General features: G+C 55.1%; 19 protein-coding genes and 1 pseudogene. 10 read left to right on the plus strand and 10 right to left on the minus strand.

Going from position 1 to position 20,074, the window contains the following annotated elements; genetic code table 11:
* Window positions 1-222: 222 nt before the first annotated feature.
* Window positions 223-1,506 carry a putative acyl-CoA thioester hydrolase gene (locus J4617_RS07280; protein ID WP_001094762.1) on the plus strand — a complete coding sequence of 428 codons (1,284 nt, stop codon included), beginning with the start codon at window positions 223-225 and terminating at the stop codon, window positions 1,504-1,506.
* Window positions 1,507-1,643: 137 nt separating this feature from the next.
* On the opposite strand, the gene pgl is transcribed toward J4617_RS07280, so the two are convergent.
* The gene (gene pgl / locus J4617_RS07285) at window positions 1,644-2,639 is read right to left on the minus strand and encodes a 6-phosphogluconolactonase (protein WP_017465740.1); all 996 of its coding nucleotides are present in this window, start codon (window positions 2,637-2,639) and stop codon (window positions 1,644-1,646) included.
* A 163-nt stretch (window positions 2,640-2,802) separates the two neighbouring features.
* On the opposite strand from pgl, the gene J4617_RS07290 reads away from it, so the two are divergent.
* On the plus strand, window positions 2,803-3,621 hold the full coding sequence (locus J4617_RS07290) for a pyridoxal phosphatase (protein ID WP_208290680.1): 819 nt from the start codon (window positions 2,803-2,805) through the stop codon (window positions 3,619-3,621).
* Here J4617_RS07290 and modC read toward each other — a convergent pair whose 3' ends face one another.
* The 4 genes from modC to J4617_RS07310 form a co-directional block, all read right to left on the minus strand.
* Complete coding sequence (gene modC, locus J4617_RS07295) at window positions 3,622-4,680, minus strand: molybdenum ABC transporter ATP-binding protein ModC (protein ID WP_000891710.1); 1,059 nt, start codon at window positions 4,678-4,680, stop codon at window positions 3,622-3,624. It lies immediately after the preceding gene.
* 2 nt (window positions 4,681-4,682) lie between these two features.
* Window positions 4,683-5,372, minus strand: coding sequence for a molybdate ABC transporter permease subunit (gene modB / locus J4617_RS07300; RefSeq protein ID WP_000604026.1), 690 nt, complete (start codon window positions 5,370-5,372; stop codon window positions 4,683-4,685).
* Window positions 5,372-6,145: a molybdate ABC transporter substrate-binding protein gene (modA, locus tag J4617_RS07305; protein ID WP_017465741.1), complete on the minus strand. Its 774-nt coding sequence runs from the start codon at window positions 6,143-6,145 to the stop codon at window positions 5,372-5,374. The genes modB and modA overlap by 1 nt, the downstream gene beginning before the upstream one ends.
* A gap of 167 nt (window positions 6,146-6,312) precedes the next feature.
* On the minus strand, window positions 6,313-6,462 hold the full coding sequence (locus J4617_RS07310) for an AcrZ family multidrug efflux pump-associated protein (RefSeq protein WP_000891513.1): 150 nt from the start codon (window positions 6,460-6,462) through the stop codon (window positions 6,313-6,315).
* 128 nt (window positions 6,463-6,590) lie between these two features.
* Here J4617_RS07310 and modE point away from each other — a divergent pair, with 128 nt between their 5' ends.
* The 8 genes and pseudogenes from modE (at window position 6,591) to gpmA (ending at window position 15,457) form a co-directional block, all read left to right on the plus strand.
* Window positions 6,591-7,379, plus strand: coding sequence for a molybdenum-dependent transcriptional regulator (modE, locus tag J4617_RS07315; protein ID WP_001147416.1), 789 nt, complete (start codon window positions 6,591-6,593; stop codon window positions 7,377-7,379).
* A gap of 67 nt (window positions 7,380-7,446) precedes the next feature.
* Window positions 7,447-8,922, plus strand: a complete 1,476-nt coding sequence (modF, locus tag J4617_RS07320) for a molybdate ABC transporter ATP-binding protein ModF (protein ID WP_017465742.1) — start codon at window positions 7,447-7,449, stop codon at window positions 8,920-8,922.
* A 170-nt stretch (window positions 8,923-9,092) separates the two neighbouring features.
* A pseudogene (locus J4617_RS07325) lies at window positions 9,093-10,000 on the plus strand (DUF2167 domain-containing protein).
* Between the two features lie 222 nt (window positions 10,001-10,222).
* Window positions 10,223-11,239 carry a UDP-glucose 4-epimerase GalE gene (gene galE / locus J4617_RS07330; RefSeq protein WP_001265465.1) on the plus strand — a complete coding sequence of 339 codons (1,017 nt, stop codon included), beginning with the start codon at window positions 10,223-10,225 and terminating at the stop codon, window positions 11,237-11,239.
* Window positions 11,240-11,249: 10 nt separating this feature from the next.
* Window positions 11,250-12,296 carry a galactose-1-phosphate uridylyltransferase gene (gene galT / locus J4617_RS07335; protein ID WP_000187473.1) on the plus strand — a complete coding sequence of 349 codons (1,047 nt, stop codon included), beginning with the start codon at window positions 11,250-11,252 and terminating at the stop codon, window positions 12,294-12,296.
* A gap of 2 nt (window positions 12,297-12,298) precedes the next feature.
* On the plus strand, window positions 12,299-13,447 hold the full coding sequence (gene galK / locus J4617_RS07340; protein WP_001049366.1) for a galactokinase: 1,149 nt from the start codon (window positions 12,299-12,301) through the stop codon (window positions 13,445-13,447).
* Window positions 13,441-14,481: a galactose-1-epimerase gene (gene galM, locus J4617_RS07345; protein ID WP_000931428.1), complete on the plus strand. Its 1,041-nt coding sequence runs from the start codon at window positions 13,441-13,443 to the stop codon at window positions 14,479-14,481. The genes galK and galM overlap by 7 nt, the downstream gene beginning before the upstream one ends.
* 223 nt (window positions 14,482-14,704) lie before the next feature.
* The gene (gpmA, locus tag J4617_RS07350) at window positions 14,705-15,457 is read left to right on the plus strand and encodes a 2,3-diphosphoglycerate-dependent phosphoglycerate mutase (RefSeq protein WP_000301554.1); all 753 of its coding nucleotides are present in this window, start codon (window positions 14,705-14,707) and stop codon (window positions 15,455-15,457) included.
* A 90-nt stretch (window positions 15,458-15,547) separates the two neighbouring features.
* Here gpmA and J4617_RS07355 read toward each other — a convergent pair whose 3' ends face one another.
* The 5 genes from J4617_RS07355 to J4617_RS23130 form a co-directional block, all read right to left on the minus strand.
* Window positions 15,548-16,324 carry an ABC transporter ATP-binding protein gene (locus J4617_RS07355; RefSeq protein WP_017465744.1) on the minus strand — a complete coding sequence of 259 codons (777 nt, stop codon included), beginning with the start codon at window positions 16,322-16,324 and terminating at the stop codon, window positions 15,548-15,550.
* Window positions 16,324-17,403, minus strand: coding sequence for an iron ABC transporter permease (locus J4617_RS07360; protein WP_017465745.1), 1,080 nt, complete (start codon window positions 17,401-17,403; stop codon window positions 16,324-16,326). Before J4617_RS07360 ends, J4617_RS07355 begins: the two co-directional genes overlap by 1 nt.
* A gap of 379 nt (window positions 17,404-17,782) precedes the next feature.
* A complete protein-coding gene (locus J4617_RS07365; protein WP_001005991.1) occupies window positions 17,783-18,481 on the minus strand; it encodes a triphosphoribosyl-dephospho-CoA synthase in 699 nt (232 codons plus the stop codon).
* A 118-nt stretch (window positions 18,482-18,599) separates the two neighbouring features.
* Complete coding sequence (locus J4617_RS07370; RefSeq protein ID WP_000444879.1) at window positions 18,600-19,901, minus strand: oxalacetate decarboxylase subunit beta; 1,302 nt, start codon at window positions 19,899-19,901, stop codon at window positions 18,600-18,602.
* A gap of 12 nt (window positions 19,902-19,913) precedes the next feature.
* The coding region (locus tag J4617_RS23130) for a biotin/lipoyl-containing protein (RefSeq protein WP_072268948.1) at window positions 19,914-20,074 on the minus strand (161 nt) is incomplete at its 5' end.

The raw sequence follows: 20,074 nt of genomic DNA on the forward strand, positions 1-20,074 counted from the left end.
GCCTGTCATGAGTTGTATAGACATTTATTTTCTTTCTGCTCCGGATTGTCAACTCAAAGCGCGAAAGTTGTTGCTTAATTGTGATAAAACTATCTGATGCTACAGGTGTTTCCAGCCTGAAAAGGAACTTTTTACCTTTTCGCCTTCCCGTTTCGTTCAACTTAGTATAAAAAAGCAGGCTTCAATGGATGTCATTTAACTTTTTCAAGCCCGGAGCAACCTGTGAATACATTATCGGTTTCCCGTCTGGCGCTGGCACTGGCTTTTGGCGTGACGCTGAGCGCCTGTAGCTCTACGCCACCCGATCAGATCCCTTCCGATCAAACCGCGCCTGGCACCGCCTCGCGCCCAATTCTGTCGGCAAATGAAGCGAAAAACTTCGTTGCGGCGCACTATTTTGCCTCCCTGACGCCGAATACCGCCCCGTGGTCGCCGTCGCCGATTACCCTGCCCGCACAGCCTGACTTTGTGGTAGGGCCGGCAGGTACGCCAGGCGTTACGCACACCTCGATTCAGGCCGCGGTCGATGCGGCAATGGTTAAACGCACTAACAAACGCCAGTACATTGCTATTATGCCGGGCGACTATCAGGGGACCGTGTATGTTCCCGCCGCGCCGGGAAGTCTGACCCTGTACGGGACCGGTGAAAAACCGATCGATGTGAAAATTGGGATGGCGATTGATGGTGAAATGAGTGTCGCTGACTGGCGCCGCGCGGTGAATCCCGGCGGGAAATATATGCCTGGTAAACCCGCCTGGTATATGTTCGATAACTGCCAAAGCAAACACGCCGCGACGATCGGTGTGATGTGTTCTGCCGCGTTCTGGTCGCAGAATAACGGTCTGCAGCTACAAAATCTGACCATCGAGAACACGCTGGGCGACAGCGTCGATGCCGGAAACCATCCGGCGGTGGCGTTGCGTACCGATGGCGACAAAGTCCAGATTAACAAGGTCAATATCCTTGGCCGCCAGAACACCTTCTTTGTGACCAACAGCGGCGTGCAGAACCGTCTGCAAACCGATCGCCAGCCGCGTACGCTGGTGACGAACAGCTATATTGAAGGCGATGTGGATATGGTTTCCGGACGCGGCGCCGTGGTGTTCGATAACACCAACTTCCAGGTCGTCAACTCCCGCACACAGCAGGAAGCCTACGTCTTCGCCCCGGCGACGCTGTCCAATATTTACTATGGCTTTTTGGCGATCAACAGCCGCTTTAACGCCTCCGGCGATGGCGTTGCGCAGCTTGGCCGCTCGCTGGATGTCGACGCCAACACCAACGGTCAGGTCGTGATCCGCGACAGCGTGATTAACGAGGGCTTCAACGTTGCCAAACCGTGGGCCGACGCGGTCATCTCGAAACGTCCGTTTGCCGGAAATACGGGAACCGTGGATGACAAAGACGAGGTGCAGCGTAATCTGAACGACACTAACTACAACCGCATGTGGGAATACAACAACCGCGGTGTAGGCAGTAAAGTAGTGGCGGAACCTAAGCAGTAATCGCCGTTCCGGTTCAGGCTTATAAACGGGCCGCCGCAGCAGATGTGGCGGCCCGTGGTTTTACTGCAAGCGATGTTTATTGAAATTAATCAGGCATCCCGCCTTAATGAGCTCCAGCCCTCCGGCACACGGCGTCTTTAGTACGCGTTCACTACAACCCACATTGGCCCCTGGCCGACGGCATAACGGCCTTTTTCCGTCAGCAACCCCTGAGTGCCCGTAATTTCATAGACCGCGATATGATGTGATTTTTGACCCGCAGCAATCAGGTATTTTCCGCTATTGTCGATATTAAAGCCGCGCGGTTGGACTTCCGTCGGCTGGAAGCCTTCAACGCTCAGTACGCTGCCATCTTCGGAGACACTAAAGACGGTAATCAGACTGGCGGTGCGGTCACAGGCATACAGATACCGTCCATCCGGCGTAATATGAATATCCGCCGCCCAACGGGTATCGGAAAAATCGGCGGGCATCATATCCAGGGTTTGTACGCACTCTATCTCGCCATGCGGATTTTTAAGCTGCCAGACATCCACCGAACTGTTCAGTTCATTGACGCAATACGCATATTGTCGATTCGGGTGGAAGACCATATGACGCGGGCCTGACCCTTCAACTGTATTTACTTCCGCCGGCTCCTGGGCCACCAGATGGCCGTCATCGCTTAGCGTAAACAGACAAATGCGATCCTGTTTTAGCGCAGGCACCCACAGGGTACGGTTATCAGGCGTAATATTTGCCGAGTGGCAGCCGTCCAGTCCTTCCACCACATCCACCAGCTCAACCGGCAGGCCATCCTGTAAGCGCGTCACGCTGACATTACCGGCGTTATACGATCCGACAAAGACAAAACGACCATGATGATCGGTAGAAATATGGGTCGGGCTACCCGGCAGGGCGGATTCGGCGGCAAACGTCAGCGCGCCATCATCCGGCGCAATACGATACGCCAGGACACGAAACTCCGGGCGCACGCCGACATAGAGGTAGCGTTTATCCGGACTGACCACCATCGGCTGAACCTGACCGGGCACATCCACGACCTGCACCAGCGTCAGCGTCCCTTCGTGGTTCAGGCTCCAGACGTGAATTTGCTGACTCTCAGGGCTGGCGGTATAGACTGTTTGTTTCATGAATACTCCTTTGCATATGGCATGTAGCTGCAATAACAGGACACAGCTTAACGTAGTCGCTTTTGACGGCGAATGCTGAATTCAGACGCAGAATTTTGTCTGCTTACCGTCCCGGTGTACCATGCCGACAGACGGAATTATTACTCTTAATCTGGAAAAAATTATGACTGCACGCGTGATTGCCCTCGATTTAGACGGAACGTTATTAACCCCGCATAAAACCTTACTCCCCTCCTCGCTTGACGCGCTATCACGCGCCAAAGAGGCGGGCTTTCAACTTATCATTGTCACTGGTCGCCATCACGTTGCTATTCATCCTTTTTATCAGGCGCTGGCGCTGGAAACACCTGCTATTTGCTGCAACGGCACCTATTTGTATGATTATCAAGCGAAAACTGTCCTGGATGCCGATCCTATGCCCGTGGATAAGGCGTTGCAGTTGATTGATTTACTGGATGAGCATCAGATTCACGGCCTGATGTATGTTGATGACGCTATGCTTTACGAACACCCAACCGGCCACGTCGTGCGTACCTCCCGGTGGGCGCACACCTTGCCGCCGGAACAACGTCCGACCTTTACACAGGTCTCTTCGTTAGCGCAGGCGGCGCGCGACGTGAATGCCGTGTGGAAGTTTGCGCTTACCGATGAAGATATTCCCAGGCTACAGCGGTTCGGTCAGCATGTTGAACAGGCGCTTGGCCTGGAGTGCGAATGGTCATGGCACGATCAGGTGGATATCGCGCGCAAAGGCAACAGTAAAGGCAAGCGCCTTACCCAGTGGATAGAAGCGCAGGGAGGGTCAATGAAAAATGTGATCGCTTTCGGCGATAACTACAACGACATCAGTATGCTGGAGGCGGCAGGCACCGGCGTTGCGATGGGCAACGCCGATGAGGCGGTGAAAGCGCGCGCTGACGTCGTGATCGGCGATAACACTACCGATAGCATCGCCAAATTTATTTACACCCACCTGCTATAGTCAGGCGGTGATAGAAACGCTTTTCACCTGCGCGTAAAGCCACAGGCCAGGCTTGATATTCAGCTCATCCCTGGCCCACGGGCTTATTCGCGCCCACAGCGTTCTGCCGCCTATCTCAAGCTGGACTTCCACCTGCCCGTTATCGTCATAACAATTCGCCACTTTTGCCCGCAATACGTTGCGGATACTGGTCTGCTGCGGCGGCTGTAGTACCAGCGAGACATCCGACGCCTGTATACGAATACGCAGTGTGGATTGCAGCGGCTGATTGAGTTTATTTACCCACAGGTGCTGGTCGCCAAGCGCCAGGGCGGTCATGGCATAATGCGGGTGATGCTCCAGCACGCTGACTTTCAGAATACTGCTCTGTTGCTCTTTCGGCAGCCACGGGTGCATAACGCTGCTTCCCCAGACTTCTTCCAGCGGGCCAAACGCTTTAACCTGTCCATCCTCCAGCACCATGACTTTATCCGCCAGGTGGAGAATTTCATCGAGAGAATGGCTGACATACAGCATGGGAATATTGATTTCCCGCGCCAGCCGTTGCAGGTACGGCAGTAATTCGCGTTTACGCGGGATATCCAGCGAGGCCAACGGTTCGTCCAACAGCAGCAACTCCGGGGCGGTGAGCAATGCCCGGCCTATCGCTACGCGCTGTTTTTCTCCGCCGGACAAGCTCCCCGGCAGGCGATCAAGCAACGCTTCAATTCCCAGCAGCGACACCAGCTTATCAAACTGACCGGTCATGCTTTTCGCCATGCCGTAGCGCAAATTGCCGCGTACTTTGTAATGGGGGAACAGGCGCGCATCCTGGAAAACATAACCGATGCGGCGCTTTTCCGGCGTTAAACAGATACCGTTTTCCGCGTCATGCAACACCCGGCCATTCAGCGCGATGCGTCCTTTTTGCGGGCGAGTCAAACCGCTGATGGCATTAATCAGCGAGGTTTTTCCCGCGCCGGAGACGCCAAAGATAGCCGTGATCCCACTGGCTGGCAGCGTTTCGTTGAGGGTTAAACAGTGCGTTCCCAGCGTCTGGGAAAAATTAAGCTCCAGCATGGTTAGCGCCCCGTCCGTTCACGGCTAATCCGCGCCAGCCATTCAGAAATCAACAGCGAAATCAGCGCTAATACAATCGAAATCACGCACAGCCTCGCCGCCGCGCTCTCCCCGCCCGGCGTCTGGATCAAGGTATACATGGCGGAAGGTATGGTGCGGGTTTCGCCCGGAATATTAGAAACAAAGGTAATGGTCGCGCCAAATTCGCCAAGCGAACGGGCAAACGCCAGCACCGTACCGACAATAATGCCCGGCAGGGTAAGCGGTAAAGTGATAGTCAGAAAAACGCGCCAGCGCCCGGCGCCCAGCGTTCTGGCGGCCTGTTCAAGCTTGATATCCACCCCCTCCAGCGCCAGCCGAATGGCCCGCACCATCAGCGGGAAGGACATCACCGCCGCCGCCAGCACGGCGCCGCGCCAGCTAAAGGCAAACGTGAGACCGAACCAGTCATACAGCCACTGGCCAATAAACCCGCGTCGCCCCATCGACACCAGCAGCAGATAGCCGACCACCACCGGCGGCAGCACCAGCGGCAGATGCAGGACGCTATCAAGTAAGGCTTTGCCCGGAAACCGGCATCGTACCAGTAACCAGGCAAAAAAGATCCCAAACGGCAGGCTAAACAGCACGGCCAGGGAAGACACTTTCAGGCTAAGAAGGACAGCCTGCCATTCTGGATCGGTCAGTATCATTACTTCGTCGTAAATCCATAACGTTTAAAGATTGCCGAGGCCTGCGGTCCTTTCAGGTAATCATAGAACGCGCTGACGGTCGCATTTTTATGCCCCTCCACGATAGCGATGGGGTATTCCACTTTTTTATGTGAATCTTCCGGGAACGTCGCCACCACGTTGACCCCCTTGCTGGCAACCGCATCAGAACCGTATACAATGCCCAAAGGCGCTTCGTTACGTTCGACCAGCGCCAACGCGCCGCGCACATCCTCGCCCGGCGCCAGTTTCGGTTCAAGCGTTTGCCATGCGCCCAGCTTTTGCAGCGCTTCTTTGGCATAAATTCCCGCCGGTACGTGTTGCGGATCGCCCACTGCCAGACGCCCGCCGTTCAGCAGACGAATCCAGTCCGTTTTGTTGTCGATGGTAAACGGTTTCTGCTCGCTGGCTTTCGGCGCCACCACCACCAGGCTATTGCCAAGCAATGTTTCGCGCGTCGTGGTATCCACCGCTTTTTTATCGGCTGCGTAATCCATCCATTTCTGGTCAGCAGAGATGAAGAGATCCGCCGGCGCGCCCGCTTCTATCTGGCGCGCCAGCGTTGAAGAGGAGGCGAATGAGGAGACCACATCCACATTTTTCTCTTTTTTATATTCTGCCGCAATGTCTTGCATCGCGTTCGTTAGCGACGCGGCGGCAAATACGGTGATCTTGCCTTCATCCGCCAGCGCATGACCAGCGATGACGAAAGATAATGTCGCCCCTGCGACCAGGCGTAACCAGGAATGCGTCATCTGTAACTCCTTGTGCGTTTCGTTATGTAAACGACAATATAACGATAATCTCAGGGGTTTCCCAGCGGTTATTCATACCCATTAACGATTAAACACAGAAAATATCGGCAGGAAAAGCAGGATCTTGAGTAAACAAAAACGCCCGACTGAGCGGGCGTTTGGGGAAATCAGCGGTTCTGTCTGGACTGGTCTTTCTGACCGATACCGGAAAAAATGTTGAACACCTCACCCAGACCGTAAATCAGACCGAGGATGATGGCCATCACTACCGGTACCATGATGACGGCGAATACCAGACTTTTTAATAACTCTAACATGGGCAACTCCAGATATAGTCCTTTTTGTATTTTAACCGCATCACACAGAAAAGCACTCCCCTTTTGTGCGGTCGGCTTTGCGCTGACGCGCTTTTCAGTCACAATAGTCTTTTTACCAGGAGCTGGTTATGCAGGCCGAAATCCTTCTTACCCTGAAACTTCAGCAAAAGCTTTTTGCCGATCCCCGACGTATCTCTCTGCTGAAACACATTGCGCTTTCCGGCTCTATTAGTCAGGGCGCGAAAGACGCGGGAATCAGCTATAAGAGCGCCTGGGATGCAATAAACGACATGAACCAGCTTAGCGAACATATGCTGGTTGAACGCGCAACGGGCGGCAAAGGCGGCGGCGGCGCGGTATTAACCCGCTATGGCCAGCGTCTGATCCAGCTTTACGATTTGCTGGGTCAAATTCAGCAAAAAGCGTTCGATGTGTTAAGCGACGATGACGCCCTGCCGCTTGACAGTCTGCTGGCCGCTATCTCCCGCTTTTCACTGCAAACCAGCGCCCGAAATCAGTGGTTCGGCACCATTACCGCCCGCGATCGCGATCAGGTGCAACAGCATGTCGATGTGCTGCTGGCCGACGGCAAAACGCGGCTTAAAGTCGCGCTGACGGCGCAAAGCGGCGAGCGTCTCGGCCTGGAGGAAGGTAAAGAAGTGCTGATCCTGCTAAAAGCGCCGTGGGTTGGCATTACCCGGGATGCAGCCGTTGCGCGCGCCGCTGACAATCAGTTGTCGGGAACGATCAGCCATATCGAGCGCGGCGCGGAACAGTGTGAAGTGTTGATGGCGCTGCCGGACGGCCAGACGCTGTGCGCCACGATACCGACTGCGGATGCCGCCACGTTAAAGGAAGGCGATGACGTGATTGCCTGGTTTAATGCGGACAGAGTGATTATTGCAACGTTGTGCTAAGCACATTGACATCCGTTGCCGAAAGACGTATCCCTGTCATTCATCGCTGCAAAAAATGGGATGCAAAATGTCATCGTTGCAAATTTCGCAAGGCACGTTTCGTCTGAGCGATACAAAAACACTTCATCTGGATTCGCTGACGCTCAATGCGGGCGATAGCTGGGCATTCGTTGGGGCTAACGGGAGCGGGAAGTCGGCGCTCGCCCGCGCGCTGGCGGGTGAACTGCCGTTATTAACAGGCGAGCGCCAGTGTCGGTTTACCCGCATTACTCGTCTGTCCTTTGAACAATTGCAAAAGCTGGTCAGCGATGAATGGCAACGTAATAACACCGATATGCTCAGTCCTGGCGAAGACGATACCGGGCGCACTACCGCGGAAATTATTCAGGATGAAGTTCACCATCCTGCCCGCTGTGCGATGCTGGCGCAGCAGTTCGGCATTTCCGCTTTACTCAACAGGCGTTTTAAATACCTTTCTACCGGCGAGACGCGAAAAGCGCTGCTGTGTCAGGCGCTGATGTCTGAGCCGGAGTTATTAATCCTTGATGAACCGTTCGACGGACTTGACGTGACCGCCCGTCAACAACTGGCGCAACGCCTGACGGCGTTGAACCAGGCGGGCATTACCCTGGCGCTGGTACTCAACCGTTTTGATGAAATCCCGGACTTCGTGCAGTTTGCCGGCGTGCTTGCCGACTGTACGCTGGCGGAGACCGGAACGACGACAGAGTTACTGCAACGGGCGTTGGTCGCTCAACTCGCGCACAGCGAGCGTCTGACCGACGTACAATTACCCGAACCGGACGAACCTTCCGCCCGCCATGCGTTACCCGATGGCGAACCACGGATCGTACTTAACGATGGCGTAGTCTCGTATAACGATCGCCCTATCCTCCACCACCTAAGCTGGCGAGTCAATCCGGGCGAACACTGGCAGATCGTCGGTCCTAACGGAGCGGGTAAGTCTACGTTGCTTAGCCTTATTACTGGCGATCATCCGCAAGGCTACAGCAACGATCTCACGCTGTTCGGGCGGCGGCGAGGAAGCGGCGAAACAATCTGGGATATCAAAAAACATATCGGCTACGTCAGCAGCAGTTTACATCTGGATTACCGCGTCAGTACCACGGTGCGCAATGTCATTCTCTCCGGCTATTTCGATTCTATCGGCATTTACCAGGCCGTTTCAGACAGGCAGCGAAAACTGGCGCAACAGTGGCTGGATATTCTGGGAATCGATAAGCGTACGGCGGATGCCCCTTTCCACAGTCTCTCCTGGGGACAGCAGCGGCTGGCGCTGATCGTGCGCGCGCTGGTTAAGCATCCGACAGTGTTGATTCTGGATGAGCCGCTGCAAGGGTTGGACCCGCTGAACCGCCAACTGGTACGCCGTTTTGTAGATGTATTAATTCGCCAGGGAGAGACCCAACTGCTGTTCGTTTCCCATCATGCAGAGGATGCGCCTGCCTGTATTACCCACCGGCTGGAATTTGTACCAGCGGGCGAACGTTATAAGTACGTTTCCGGACGATGCAATAATTAAATGTATTATCAGAATGGCGCCGCGCGCCATTCTGGAACCACTCTCCTTTTATTAAGAATAATAATAACGGTCGATAAGCTTACTATCTCTTGAATCGCTGACCGCCTCATTGTCATAATAATCCTGAAATTTTCGACAATGATGTCGTATGTGAATATAAGGGATTCATTATGGCTTTTCGTTTTCCACAAATAATACTATTTTTACTGGCAGCCATGTTATTTTGCCCCGGCAGTTATGCTGAGCAAAAGCCGACCGCTGCGCAGGAAGCGCGTAAAACCGCCGTTGAGGTCGCTGTTGAAGGCATGAGTCGCGCCGCCGTTGCGGGTCCGACAAAGATTAGTTTAGGTGATAAAGCACGCTTAATCTGCCGGAAGGATTTACCTGGATACCCGCAAAAGAAGCGGCGGTATTTATGCGTGAAATTGGTAACTATGTTGACGATGAATATTTTTACGGTCTCGTATTTAAAAAGGAAATGAATGGATTTATTTCTATCGAATATGATGATTCTGGTTATGTAAAAGATGATGATGCAAAAAATTGGGATGCCGATGAATTAATGGATAACCTGCGCAAAGGCACAAAAGAAGCAAATAAAGATCGTATTGCAAAAGGCATTGAGCCGATAGAAATTATTGGCTGGATCGAGAAGCCTACCTACGATGCAACCAATCATCGTCTGATCTGGTCCGCCGCCATCCAGGATATCGGCACCAACGAACCACTGAATGAACAAGGCGTGAACTACAACACCTATCTGCTGGGACGTGAAGGCTATTTTTCTTTAAATCTGGTGACTGACAGAGGTTCTGTTAACCATGAAATCCCGCTGGCGAAAAGAATTCTCAGTTCCGTCAAGTTCAACGCTGGACAACGCTACGCTGACTTCAACGAATCAACGGACAAAATAGCGGAGTATGGGCTCGCCGCGCTGATTGGCGGTATCGCGGCCAAGAAAGTAGGACTGCTTGCTATGCTCGGTATTGCGTTGCTTAAATTCTGGAAAGTGACCGCCATCGGCGTCGTCGCTGTCGGGGCGCTCGCCAGGAAGCTACTCTCGCGTAAAAAAGACTGACAGCTCCTGCCCCGTCCGTTTCATTCCCAGGCGCGTAACGCGCCTTTTTTTCGGATAAAAAGCAGAAGCATTCTCAAGCCAGATGATTTGTAATCATTTAATTGATATAAATGCGTAAAATCACCAGCGTGTAAACGATTCCACTAATTTATTACATGTCACACTTTTCGCATCTTTGTTATGCTATGGTTATTCCATACCATAGGCTTAACGGAGCGAATTATGAGAGTATTGGTTACAGGTGGTAGCGGTTACATTGGAAGTCATACCTGCGTACAATTGCTGCAAAATGGTCATGACGTCGTCATCCTCGATAACCTCTGCAACAGCAAGCGCAGCGTGCTGCCCGTTATTGAACGTCTGGGCGGTAAGCACCCGACCTTTGTCGAAGGCGATATTCGCAACGAAGCGCTTATAACCGAAATTCTGCACGATCACGCGATTGATACCGTGATTCACTTTGCCGGCCTGAAAGCCGTCGGCGAATCGGTCGCCAGGCCGCTGGAGTACTATGACAACAACGTCAACGGTACGCTACGGTTGGTCAGCGCCATGCGTGCGGCCAACGTTAAAAACCTTATTTTTAGCTCCTCTGCCACCGTTTATGGCGATCAGCCCAAAATTCCTTACGTCGAAAGTTTTCCTACCGGCACGCCGCAAAGCCCCTACGGCAAAAGTAAATTGATGGTAGAACAGATCCTCACCGATCTGCAAAAAGCCCAGCCGGAGTGGAGTATTGCGCTGCTGCGTTATTTCAACCCGGTCGGCGCGCACCCGTCGGGCGACATGGGAGAAGATCCGCAAGGTATTCCGAATAACCTGATGCCCTATATCGCCCAGGTCGCCGTGGGTCGTCGCGAATCGCTCGCCGTTTTCGGCAATGATTACCCGACCGAGGATGGCACCGGCGTACGCGATTACATTCACGTTATGGACTTAGCCGACGGGCACGTCGTGGCAATGGAAAAACTGGCGGACAAATCCGGCGTACATATTTATAACCTCGGCGCGGGTGTCGGCAGTAGCGTCCTGGATGTGGTCAACGCCTTTAGTAAAGCCTGCGGTAAACCCATTAATTACCACTTCGCGCCGCGCCGCGACGGCGATCTCCCGGCGTATTGGGCGGATGCCAGCAAAGCCGATCGCGAGCTGAACTGGCGCGTCACCCGCACGCTTGACGAAATGGCGCAGGACACCTGGCACTGGCAGTCACGCCATCCGCAGGGATACCCAGATTAAGGACGTTGTTATGACCCCATTTAATCCCATCGATCATCCGCATCGCCGTTATAACCCGCTTACCGGCCAGTGGGTTCTGGTTTCGCCGCATCGCGCAAAACGCCCCTGGCAGGGGGCGCAGGAAACGCCGTCTCAGCAAATGCTGCCGGCCCACGATCCGGACTGCTTCTTGTGTGCGGGCAATACGCGTGTCACCGGCGATAAAAATCCCGATTACAAAGGGACTTACGTCTTTACTAACGATTTCGCGGCGCTGATGGCCGATACGCCGGATGCGCCGGACAGCCACGATCCGCTGATGCGCTGTCAGAGCGCGCGCGGCACCAGCCGCGTGATCTGCTTTTCTCCCGATCACAGTAAAACGCTGCCGGAGTTGAGCCTGCCCGCGCTGACGGAAATCGTCAGAACCTGGCAGACGCAGACCGCCGAGTTAGGCAAAACCTATCCGTGGGTGCAGGTCTTTGAAAATAAAGGCGCGGCGATGGGCTGTTCGAACCCGCATCCGCATGGACAGGTCTGGGCCAACAGCTTCCTGCCGAATGAGGCCGAACGCGAAGATCGTTTACAAAAAGCCTATTTCGCCGAACAGCGTTCGCCAATGCTGGTGGATTATGTCCAGCGAGAACTGGCGGACGGCAGCCGCACCGTGGTCGAAACCGAACACTGGCTGGCGGTGGTGCCTTACTGGGCGGCGTGGCCGTTCGAAACGCTACTGTTACCCAAAACGCATGTCCTGCGCATTACCGATTTAAGCGACGAGCAGCGCGACTCTCTGGCGCTGGCGTTGAAAAAGCTGACCAGTCGTTATGACAACCTGTTCCAGTGTTCCTTCCCCTACTCAATGGGCTGGCACGGCGCGCCGTTTAACGGTGAAGAAAACGCACACTGGCAGTTGCACGCACACTTTTATCCGCCGCTGCTGCGCTCTGCGACCGTCCGCAAATTTATGGTCGGCTATGAAATGCTGGCGGAAACCCAGCGTGATTTAACCGCAGAACAAGCGGCTGAACGCCTGCGCGCGGTCAGCGACATCCATTTTCGCGAATCCGGAGTATAAAAATGAATCTGAAAGAGAAAACGCGCGCGCTGTTTGCTGAAATTTTCGGCTACCCTGCTACCCACACGATTCAGGCGCCAGGCCGCGTCAATCTGATCGGCGAGCACACTGATTACAATGATGGTTTTGTTCTGCCCTGCGCTATCGATTACCAGACCGTAATTAGCTGTGCGCCGCGCGACGATCGTACCGTACGGGTGATTGCCGCCGATTACGACAATCAGGTGGACGAATTTTCACTGGATGCGCCGATCGTGACCCACGATAGCCAGCAGTGGTCTAACTATGTGCGCGGCGTAGTGAAACACCTGCAACAGCGTAACAACGCGTTTGGCGGCGTGGATATGGTCATCAGCGGCAATGTGCCGCAGGGCGCCGGGTTAAGCTCCTCCGCCTCGCTGGAAGTGGCGGTGGGCACAGTCTTCCAGCAGCTTTATCACCTGCCGCTGGACGGCGCGCAAATTGCGCTCAACGGACAAGAGGCCGAGAACCAGTTTGTCGGCTGTAACTGCGGCATTATGGATCAGCTCATCTCTGCGCTCGGCAAAAAAGATCATGCGTTGCTGATTGATTGCCGTACGCTCGGTGCCAAAGCGGTTTCCATGCCGAAAGGTGTCGCCGTGGTGATCATCAACAGTAACTTTAAGCGCACGCTGGTAGGCAGCGAGTATAATACCCGTCGTGAACAGTGCGAAACCGGCGCCCGTTTCTTCCAGCAGCCGGCCCTGCGCGATGTCAGCCTTGAGGCGTTCAATGCCGTCGCCAGCGAACTGGACCCGGTAGTCGCAAAACGCGTTCGCCATGTATTGAGCGAAAATGCGCGCACCGTTGAAGCGGCAAGCGCGCTGGAGAAAGGTGATTTGCAACGTATGGGCCAACTGATGGCGGAGTCCCATGCCTCAATGCGCGATGATTTCGAAATTACCGTCCCGCAGATAGACACGCTGGTAGACATCGTCAAAGCGACCATCGGCGATCGAGGCGGCGTGCGCATGACCGGCGGCGGCTTTGGCGGCTGTGTTGTCGCGCTGATCCCGGAAGATCTGGTTCCCGCTGTGCAGCAGGCCGTTGCGCAACAGTACGAAGCGAAAACCGGAATCAAAGAAACCTTTTATGTATGCAAACCGTCACAAGGAGCAGGACAGTGCTAAATGAAACGCCCGCACTGGCCCCCGATGGTCAACCGTACCGCCTGCTAACCCTGCGCAACAGCGCAGGGATGGTGGTAACGCTGATGGACTGGGGAGCCACTCTTCTTTCCGCCCGTATTCCGCTGTCTGACGGCAGCGTTCGGGAAGCATTGCTGGGCTGCGCCAGCCCGGAACACTACCCTGAACAGACGTCATTCCTCGGCGCCTCTATTGGCCGTTACGCGAACCGTATCGCCAATAGCCGCTATACGTTTGCCGGCGAAACCGTACAGTTAAGCCCAAGTCAGGGCGAGAACCAGCTACACGGCGGACCGGAAGGCTTTGACAAGCGCCGCTGGCAAATTGTGAACCAGAACGATCGCCAGGTATTATTCGCGCTCACCTCTGATGACGGCGACCAGGGCTTTCCTGGCCATCTTTGCGCCACGGCGCAATATCGTCTGACCGATGACAATAGAATATCCATCACCTACCGGGCGACGGTCGATAAACCCTGTCCGGTGAATTTGACCAACCACGTCTATTTTAATCTGGACGGCGATCGGACCGACGTGCGCCAACATAAGCTGCAAATTCTGGCGGATGAGTATCTGCCGGTAGATGAATCCGGTATTCCACGCCAGGGGCTAAAATCGGTAGCCAATACCTCGTTTGACTTCCGGATGCCAAAAGTCATTGCCAGTGAATTTCTCGCCGATGACGATCAGCGCAAGGTTAAAGGCTACGATCATGCTTTCCTGCTACAGACGCAGGGTGATGGCAAAAAGCCGGCGGCCCGTCTGTGGTCACAGGATGGAAAGCTACAAATGATGGTTTACACCACCGCCCCGGCGTTGCAGTTTTATTCCGGCAATTATCTGGCGGGTACACCTTCCCGCGGGCCGGAACCTTATGCCGACTGGCAAGGGCTGGCGCTGGAAAGCGAACTGCTGCCGGACAGTCCGAATCATCCTGAATGGCCGCAGCCTGACTGTATCCTTCGCCCTGGCGAGGAGTACGCCAGCCTGACCGAGTATCAGTTTATTCCGTTCTAACGATATGCCGCTACATGCCCGATGACGCAAGCTTATCGGGCCTACGCGCCATTGCCCTGCTCAAACCTCCACCACTTAAAGACAAAATCGCAACTCTGAGTTCACAAGAACCTTACACTGCGCCACTATTTTCGCTATGGTTATGCGTAAGCATTGCCGCCAACACCTCGCGGCAATATAATGAGAATTATTATCATTACATATGATTTATAGGAGTGAGAGTATGGCTGTAACTAAGCTGGTTCTGGTACGTCACGGTGAAAGTCAATGGAACAAAGAGAACCGTTTCACCGGCTGGTATGATGTTGACCTGTCTGAAAAAGGCGTAAGCGAAGCAAAAGCAGCGGGTAAACTGCTAAAAGAAGAAGGTTTCAGCTTTGATTTTGCCTACACTTCCGTACTGAAACGCGCTATCCATACGCTGTGGAACGTACTGGATGAACTGGATCAGGCGTGGCTGCCGGTGGAAAAATCCTGGAAACTCAATGAACGTCACTATGGCGCGTTGCAGGGGCTGAATAAAGCGGAAACGGCCGAAAAATATGGTGACGAGCAGGTTAAGCAGTGGCGCCGCGGTTTTGCCGTGACGCCGCCGGAACTGACCAAAGATGATGAGCGTTATCCGGGTCACGATCCACGTTATGCCAAACTGAGCGAGAAAGAGCTGCCGTTGACCGAAAGTCTGGCGCTGACCATCGACCGCGTTATTCCTTACTGGAACGACACCATCCTGCCGCGTATGAAGAGCGGTGAGCGCGTGATCATCGCCGCTCACGGTAACTCATTGCGTGCGCTGGTGAAATACCTGGATAACATGAGTGAAGATGAGATTCTTGAGTTAAACATCCCGACCGGCGTGCCGCTGGTGTATGAGTTCGACGAAAACTTCAAGCCGATCAAACATTACTATCTGGGCAACGCTGACGAGATCGCTGCGAAAGCGGCTGCCGTGGCGAATCAGGGTAAAGCGAAGTAATCACCTTTGCCGGATGGCGGTATAACTGCCTTATCCGGCCTACGAGCAATGGGTAGGCCGGATAAGCGCAGCGCCATCAGGCAATATGTCTTAAACAGCGATCACGCCGTCCAGCACCACCTGCAATTTCCCCTGCGAACAGCGCTCCACGCGTCCTCGTACCCGGTACACTTCAGCCAGACGCTCCGCAGTAATCACCGTCTCCGGCGCGCCGCTGGCGACCAGCCTGCCGTCTTTTAGCATCAGGACATGGTCACCATGACGCAGTGCAATATTAATGTCATGCGCCACGACTATCGTCACCCTATTTTGCGCCTGGGTATCCCGACGCACGAGATCCATTACGTGAAACTGATAGTTTAAATCCAGCGCGCTGAGCGGCTCATCCAGCAACAGAAGTTCAGGGCGACGAATCAGCGATTGCGCCAGACCCACTAACTGCCGCTGACCGCCGGAAAGCTGGTCGAGATACTGCAACGCCAGATGCGTTATGCCCAATTGCTCAAGGATAGCCAGTATCTGCGCTCTGCCCTGCGCATTGTCTCTGCCGCCTGATGCCCGCAGTACCACGATAATCGACTCCAGTACATGCAGATGTACGCCCTGCGGTAATGACTGCGGCAAAAATACAACTTTCTGCGCCCGCTCGGCAAACGATAACGACATGAGATCTTCGCCATCAAGCAGCGCCTCGCCGTCGGCGTTATTCAGCCCGGCCAGCGAACGTAGTAACGTCGATTTACCACAGCCGTTCGGCCCCAGCAAAATGGTAATTTTCCCGCGCGGCAGTAAGGGAACGTTGAGATCTGCAATAACCGGCTGAGTGGAATAGCTGGCGCTAAATGAGCGGAGCATTAACCCGCGCATCAGAGACTCCCCCGATGTCGCAATACAACGCTTAAAAAGAACGGAACCCCGACCAGCGAGGTGACAATCCCCACCGGCACCATGACGCCCGGAATACTATTTTTCGCCGCAATAGAGGCCAGCGATAACACCAGCCCGCCTATCAGCACGCTGCCCGGAAGGTAGAAACGGTGATCTTCCCCCAAAAGTATTCGCGCAATGTGCGGCGCAACGAGACCAATAAAACCAATCGGCCCGACGAAAGCTACCGTCAGCGCTGATAACAAGCTGATACGCAACAATGACAGCAGGCGTAAACGGCGGACATGAATCCCAAAGCTCATCGCCCTCTCTTCGCCCAGACGTAATGCCGTGAGTTGCCAGGCGCTTCGTAACGCGCACATAAGCACAACAATAAACACCACGGCCAGTACGCCCAATTTTTCCCACGACGCGCGGACCAGGCTCCCCATCGTCCAGAATACCAGCCCCTGCAGCGTATCTTCATCAGCCACAAACTGCATAATGGCGACCAACGCGTTAAAGGTGAATACTAGCGCAATACCGAACAACACCACTCCGGATGCGGCGACGCCTGTCCAACGGGTAATACCGTCCAGGAGTAACGCGGATAAAAGCGCAAAGATGAACGCATTGGCCGGGATAAACCAGGCGGCAGGAATACCGGGAATACCGATCCCCAACACAATCGCCAGCGCAGCGCCAAAAGCCGCCGCGGACGATACGCCGAGGGTAAACGGCGTCGCCAGCGGATTATTTAAAATGGTTTGCATTTCGGCGCCCGCTAACCCTAACGCCATGCCTACCAGCAGCGCCATCAGGGCATAGGGTAAACGAATATCCCAGACAATAACGTGTATGCCCGCATTCACCTTTTCCGGCTGGAAAAGCGCCTGCCACAGCGCACTGAGCGGTAAACCAGAAGACCCACAGGTTACATCCACCATCAGTGAAGCCATCATCGCCAGCGCAATAGCTAACATGAGCACGGCCCGTTTGCGTATGAGCTGGCGATAGCGCGGAATGACGGGCGTGGAAGCGAAACCGGGGGCTAAAAGTGATTTGTCCTGACAGGTCATGGTTCGGGCTACGTTATTAATCAGAGGAGAATTATAGCGCCGAATTATTTCGTTATATATTTATTTATATTTCGATTGATGACACGGTGGGCTATCTCATCGGTTTCCAATAAATATCCTCCGGCATAGCCCTGTCTCTTGATCAGACCTCCTGATCAAGAGACAGGGCCTGGCTGGGGGTTTTCCATAGACAAAAAAAGCGTGGAGCCATCCACGCTTGAGGCTGCTGACAAAATGTAACCAGGTGGCAATGTTCCAACCACGGACCTACAAAAAGTACGTAATCTGTTGATATTCTCATTTCGTAAGTCAGGCAAAGCGCTAGCTGCCTCTCGCAGAAATGCCAACACAATAGATAATTGTCAGCAGTCCTCATTTTTCAGTCAGCAAATATCGGTCCGGCAGGGAATTTCGCCAGAAACCCGGTGACGGCCAGCAGCGACCACAGCCCGGGCCACTCAATCTGGCGCTCCCGCAGTTCATCATCCAGCGTCATAAGCGCAAACTCACCTTTATCGCCCAGCACGCCGCCCTGCCAGAGCAGCCGCTGCGCCTGCTGCCGCGCCCAGGGAGAATCGCTCTTCCAGGCCAGCAGGTGCAGCAGAGCCTGCTGCAGGCAGACACCGTGAGAATGTTGATCCCGCAACAGCCGCCGGTAAACCGGCAGCGATATGCTGCGCACGGTATAAAAACCGCTGCGGGTTTCGCTGTCAACATCTGCCATGCCAGCACAGAACTGACTGGCCAGGTCACATAAACGATTGTGCGTCAGCGGCTGGCGCAGGGCATCCAGACGACCTGCTGCGGCACACAGCAGCCCGCTCCTTTGCCGTTCTTGTGGCAGCGAATCAGGCAAAACCGCTACCGTTTCAGCCGCCCCGGCCTGCGCATGCTGTATGCCCGCGTCATAACAACGGACAAAGAAATCATGGCTGCCACGGACGATTGACGGGTGCGCCAGCAGATTCAGCGCCGGGTGCAGTTGTTCAAGCTCGTCCAGTGACGCCAGCGTGTAATTGACAACCACATCTTTTGTCGATGCCCGGCCTTCCGGACGAAATGCTATGGTTTCATTCATCAAAGTCTCCTTATGGGACATTCCCGGAGGCGATGCTGCGCATCTGTCCGGGCTACAGATCCATGCAATCCGGTAGCCCGGACAGGCGCAACGCGCCGCCTCCGGGAAAGGAACAGATTTACATTGCCAGCACGTATTTCAGCATCACGCCCGCGGCAATGGCCGAGCCAATTACCCCCGCCACGTTCGGGCCCATCGCGTGCATCAGCAGGAAGTTCTGCGGGTCTGATTCCAGCCCCACTTTGTTCGATACGCGGGCCGCCATCGGTACCGCCGACACCCCCGCCGAACCGATAAGCGGGTTGATTTTGTTCTTACTGCACAGGTTCAGCAGCTTCGCCATCAGCACCCCGGCCGCCGTCCCGATACCAAACGCAATCACCCCCAGCAGCAGAATGCCCAGCGTCTGCGGCTGCAGGAACTTGTCCGCCACCAGTTTTGCGCCCACCGACAGCCCGAGGAAGATGGTCACGATATTAATCAGCCCGTTCTGTACCGTGTCGCTCAGACGCTCCACCACGCCGCTTTCACGCATCAGATTGCCAAAGCAGAACATCCCCAGCAGCGGCGCCGCGTCCGGCAGCAGCAGCGCCACCAGTAGTAACAGCACCACCGGAAAGAGGATTTTTTCCCGCTTACTCACCGTGCGCAGCTGCACCATGCGGATTTTCCGCTCCGTCTCCGTGGTCAGCGCTTTCATAATCGGCGGCTGGATTAACGGCACCAGCGCCATATACGAGTACGCCGCCACCGCGATGGCCCCCAGCAGCTCCGGCGCCAGCTTGCCCGACAGATAAATCGCCGTCGGGCCGTCCGCGCCGCCGATAATGCCGATGGCCGCCGCCTGCGGCAGGGTGAAGGAAATCAGGCCGAAGTAGTTCAGCGTCAGCGCCCCCAGCACCGTGGCGAAGATACCGAACTGCGCCGCCGCGCCGAGCAGCAGGGTGCGCGGGTTGGCCAGCAGCGGGCCGAAGTCGGTCATCGCGCCCACGCCCATAAAGATGACCAGCGGCGCGACACCGGAGCCAATCGCCACTTTGTAGAACAACGCCAGCACCCCCGGCGTGTAGCCCATGTCCACCGCCAGGTTCTCCATCTGGCTCTGCACCGACGGCAGCGCCAGCGCTAATGCCTCTTTAATGGCGTGCACGTCCGGCGCGCAGTTAAGCTTCGCGGCAATCACCGCCAGCTGCCCGGCGTCGTGATGCGCCAGCAGGCTCTCCAGCGCGGTCAGCGCCATGCCCGCTTCCGGGATGTTGGAGAGCAGCCCGCCGAAGCCAATCGGCAGCAACAACAACGGCTCGAACTTCTTCGCAATCGCCAGCCACAGCAGCAGCAGGCTCACCAGCAGCATGATGGCCTGGCCTGCGCCAAGGTGCATCAGCCCCATGCCCTGAAGCAGGGCGTTCAGACTTTCCATTTCAGTTCTCCGTTACGCCAGCGTCATCAGGGTGTCGCCGACGGAAACCGCGTCCCCGGACTTCACCGCGATACCGCGGACGGTGCCGGCCTGCGCGGCGCGGATTTCGGTTTCCATCTTCATGGCTTCCAGAATCAGCAGCACATCGCCTTCGGCCACCGTCTGGCCCTCGG

Source organism: Salmonella sp. 32010601201800023SM, from assembly GCF_017572235.1.
In the GTDB taxonomy this organism is placed as follows: Bacteria; Pseudomonadota; Gammaproteobacteria; order Enterobacterales; family Enterobacteriaceae; genus Salmonella; species Salmonella enterica.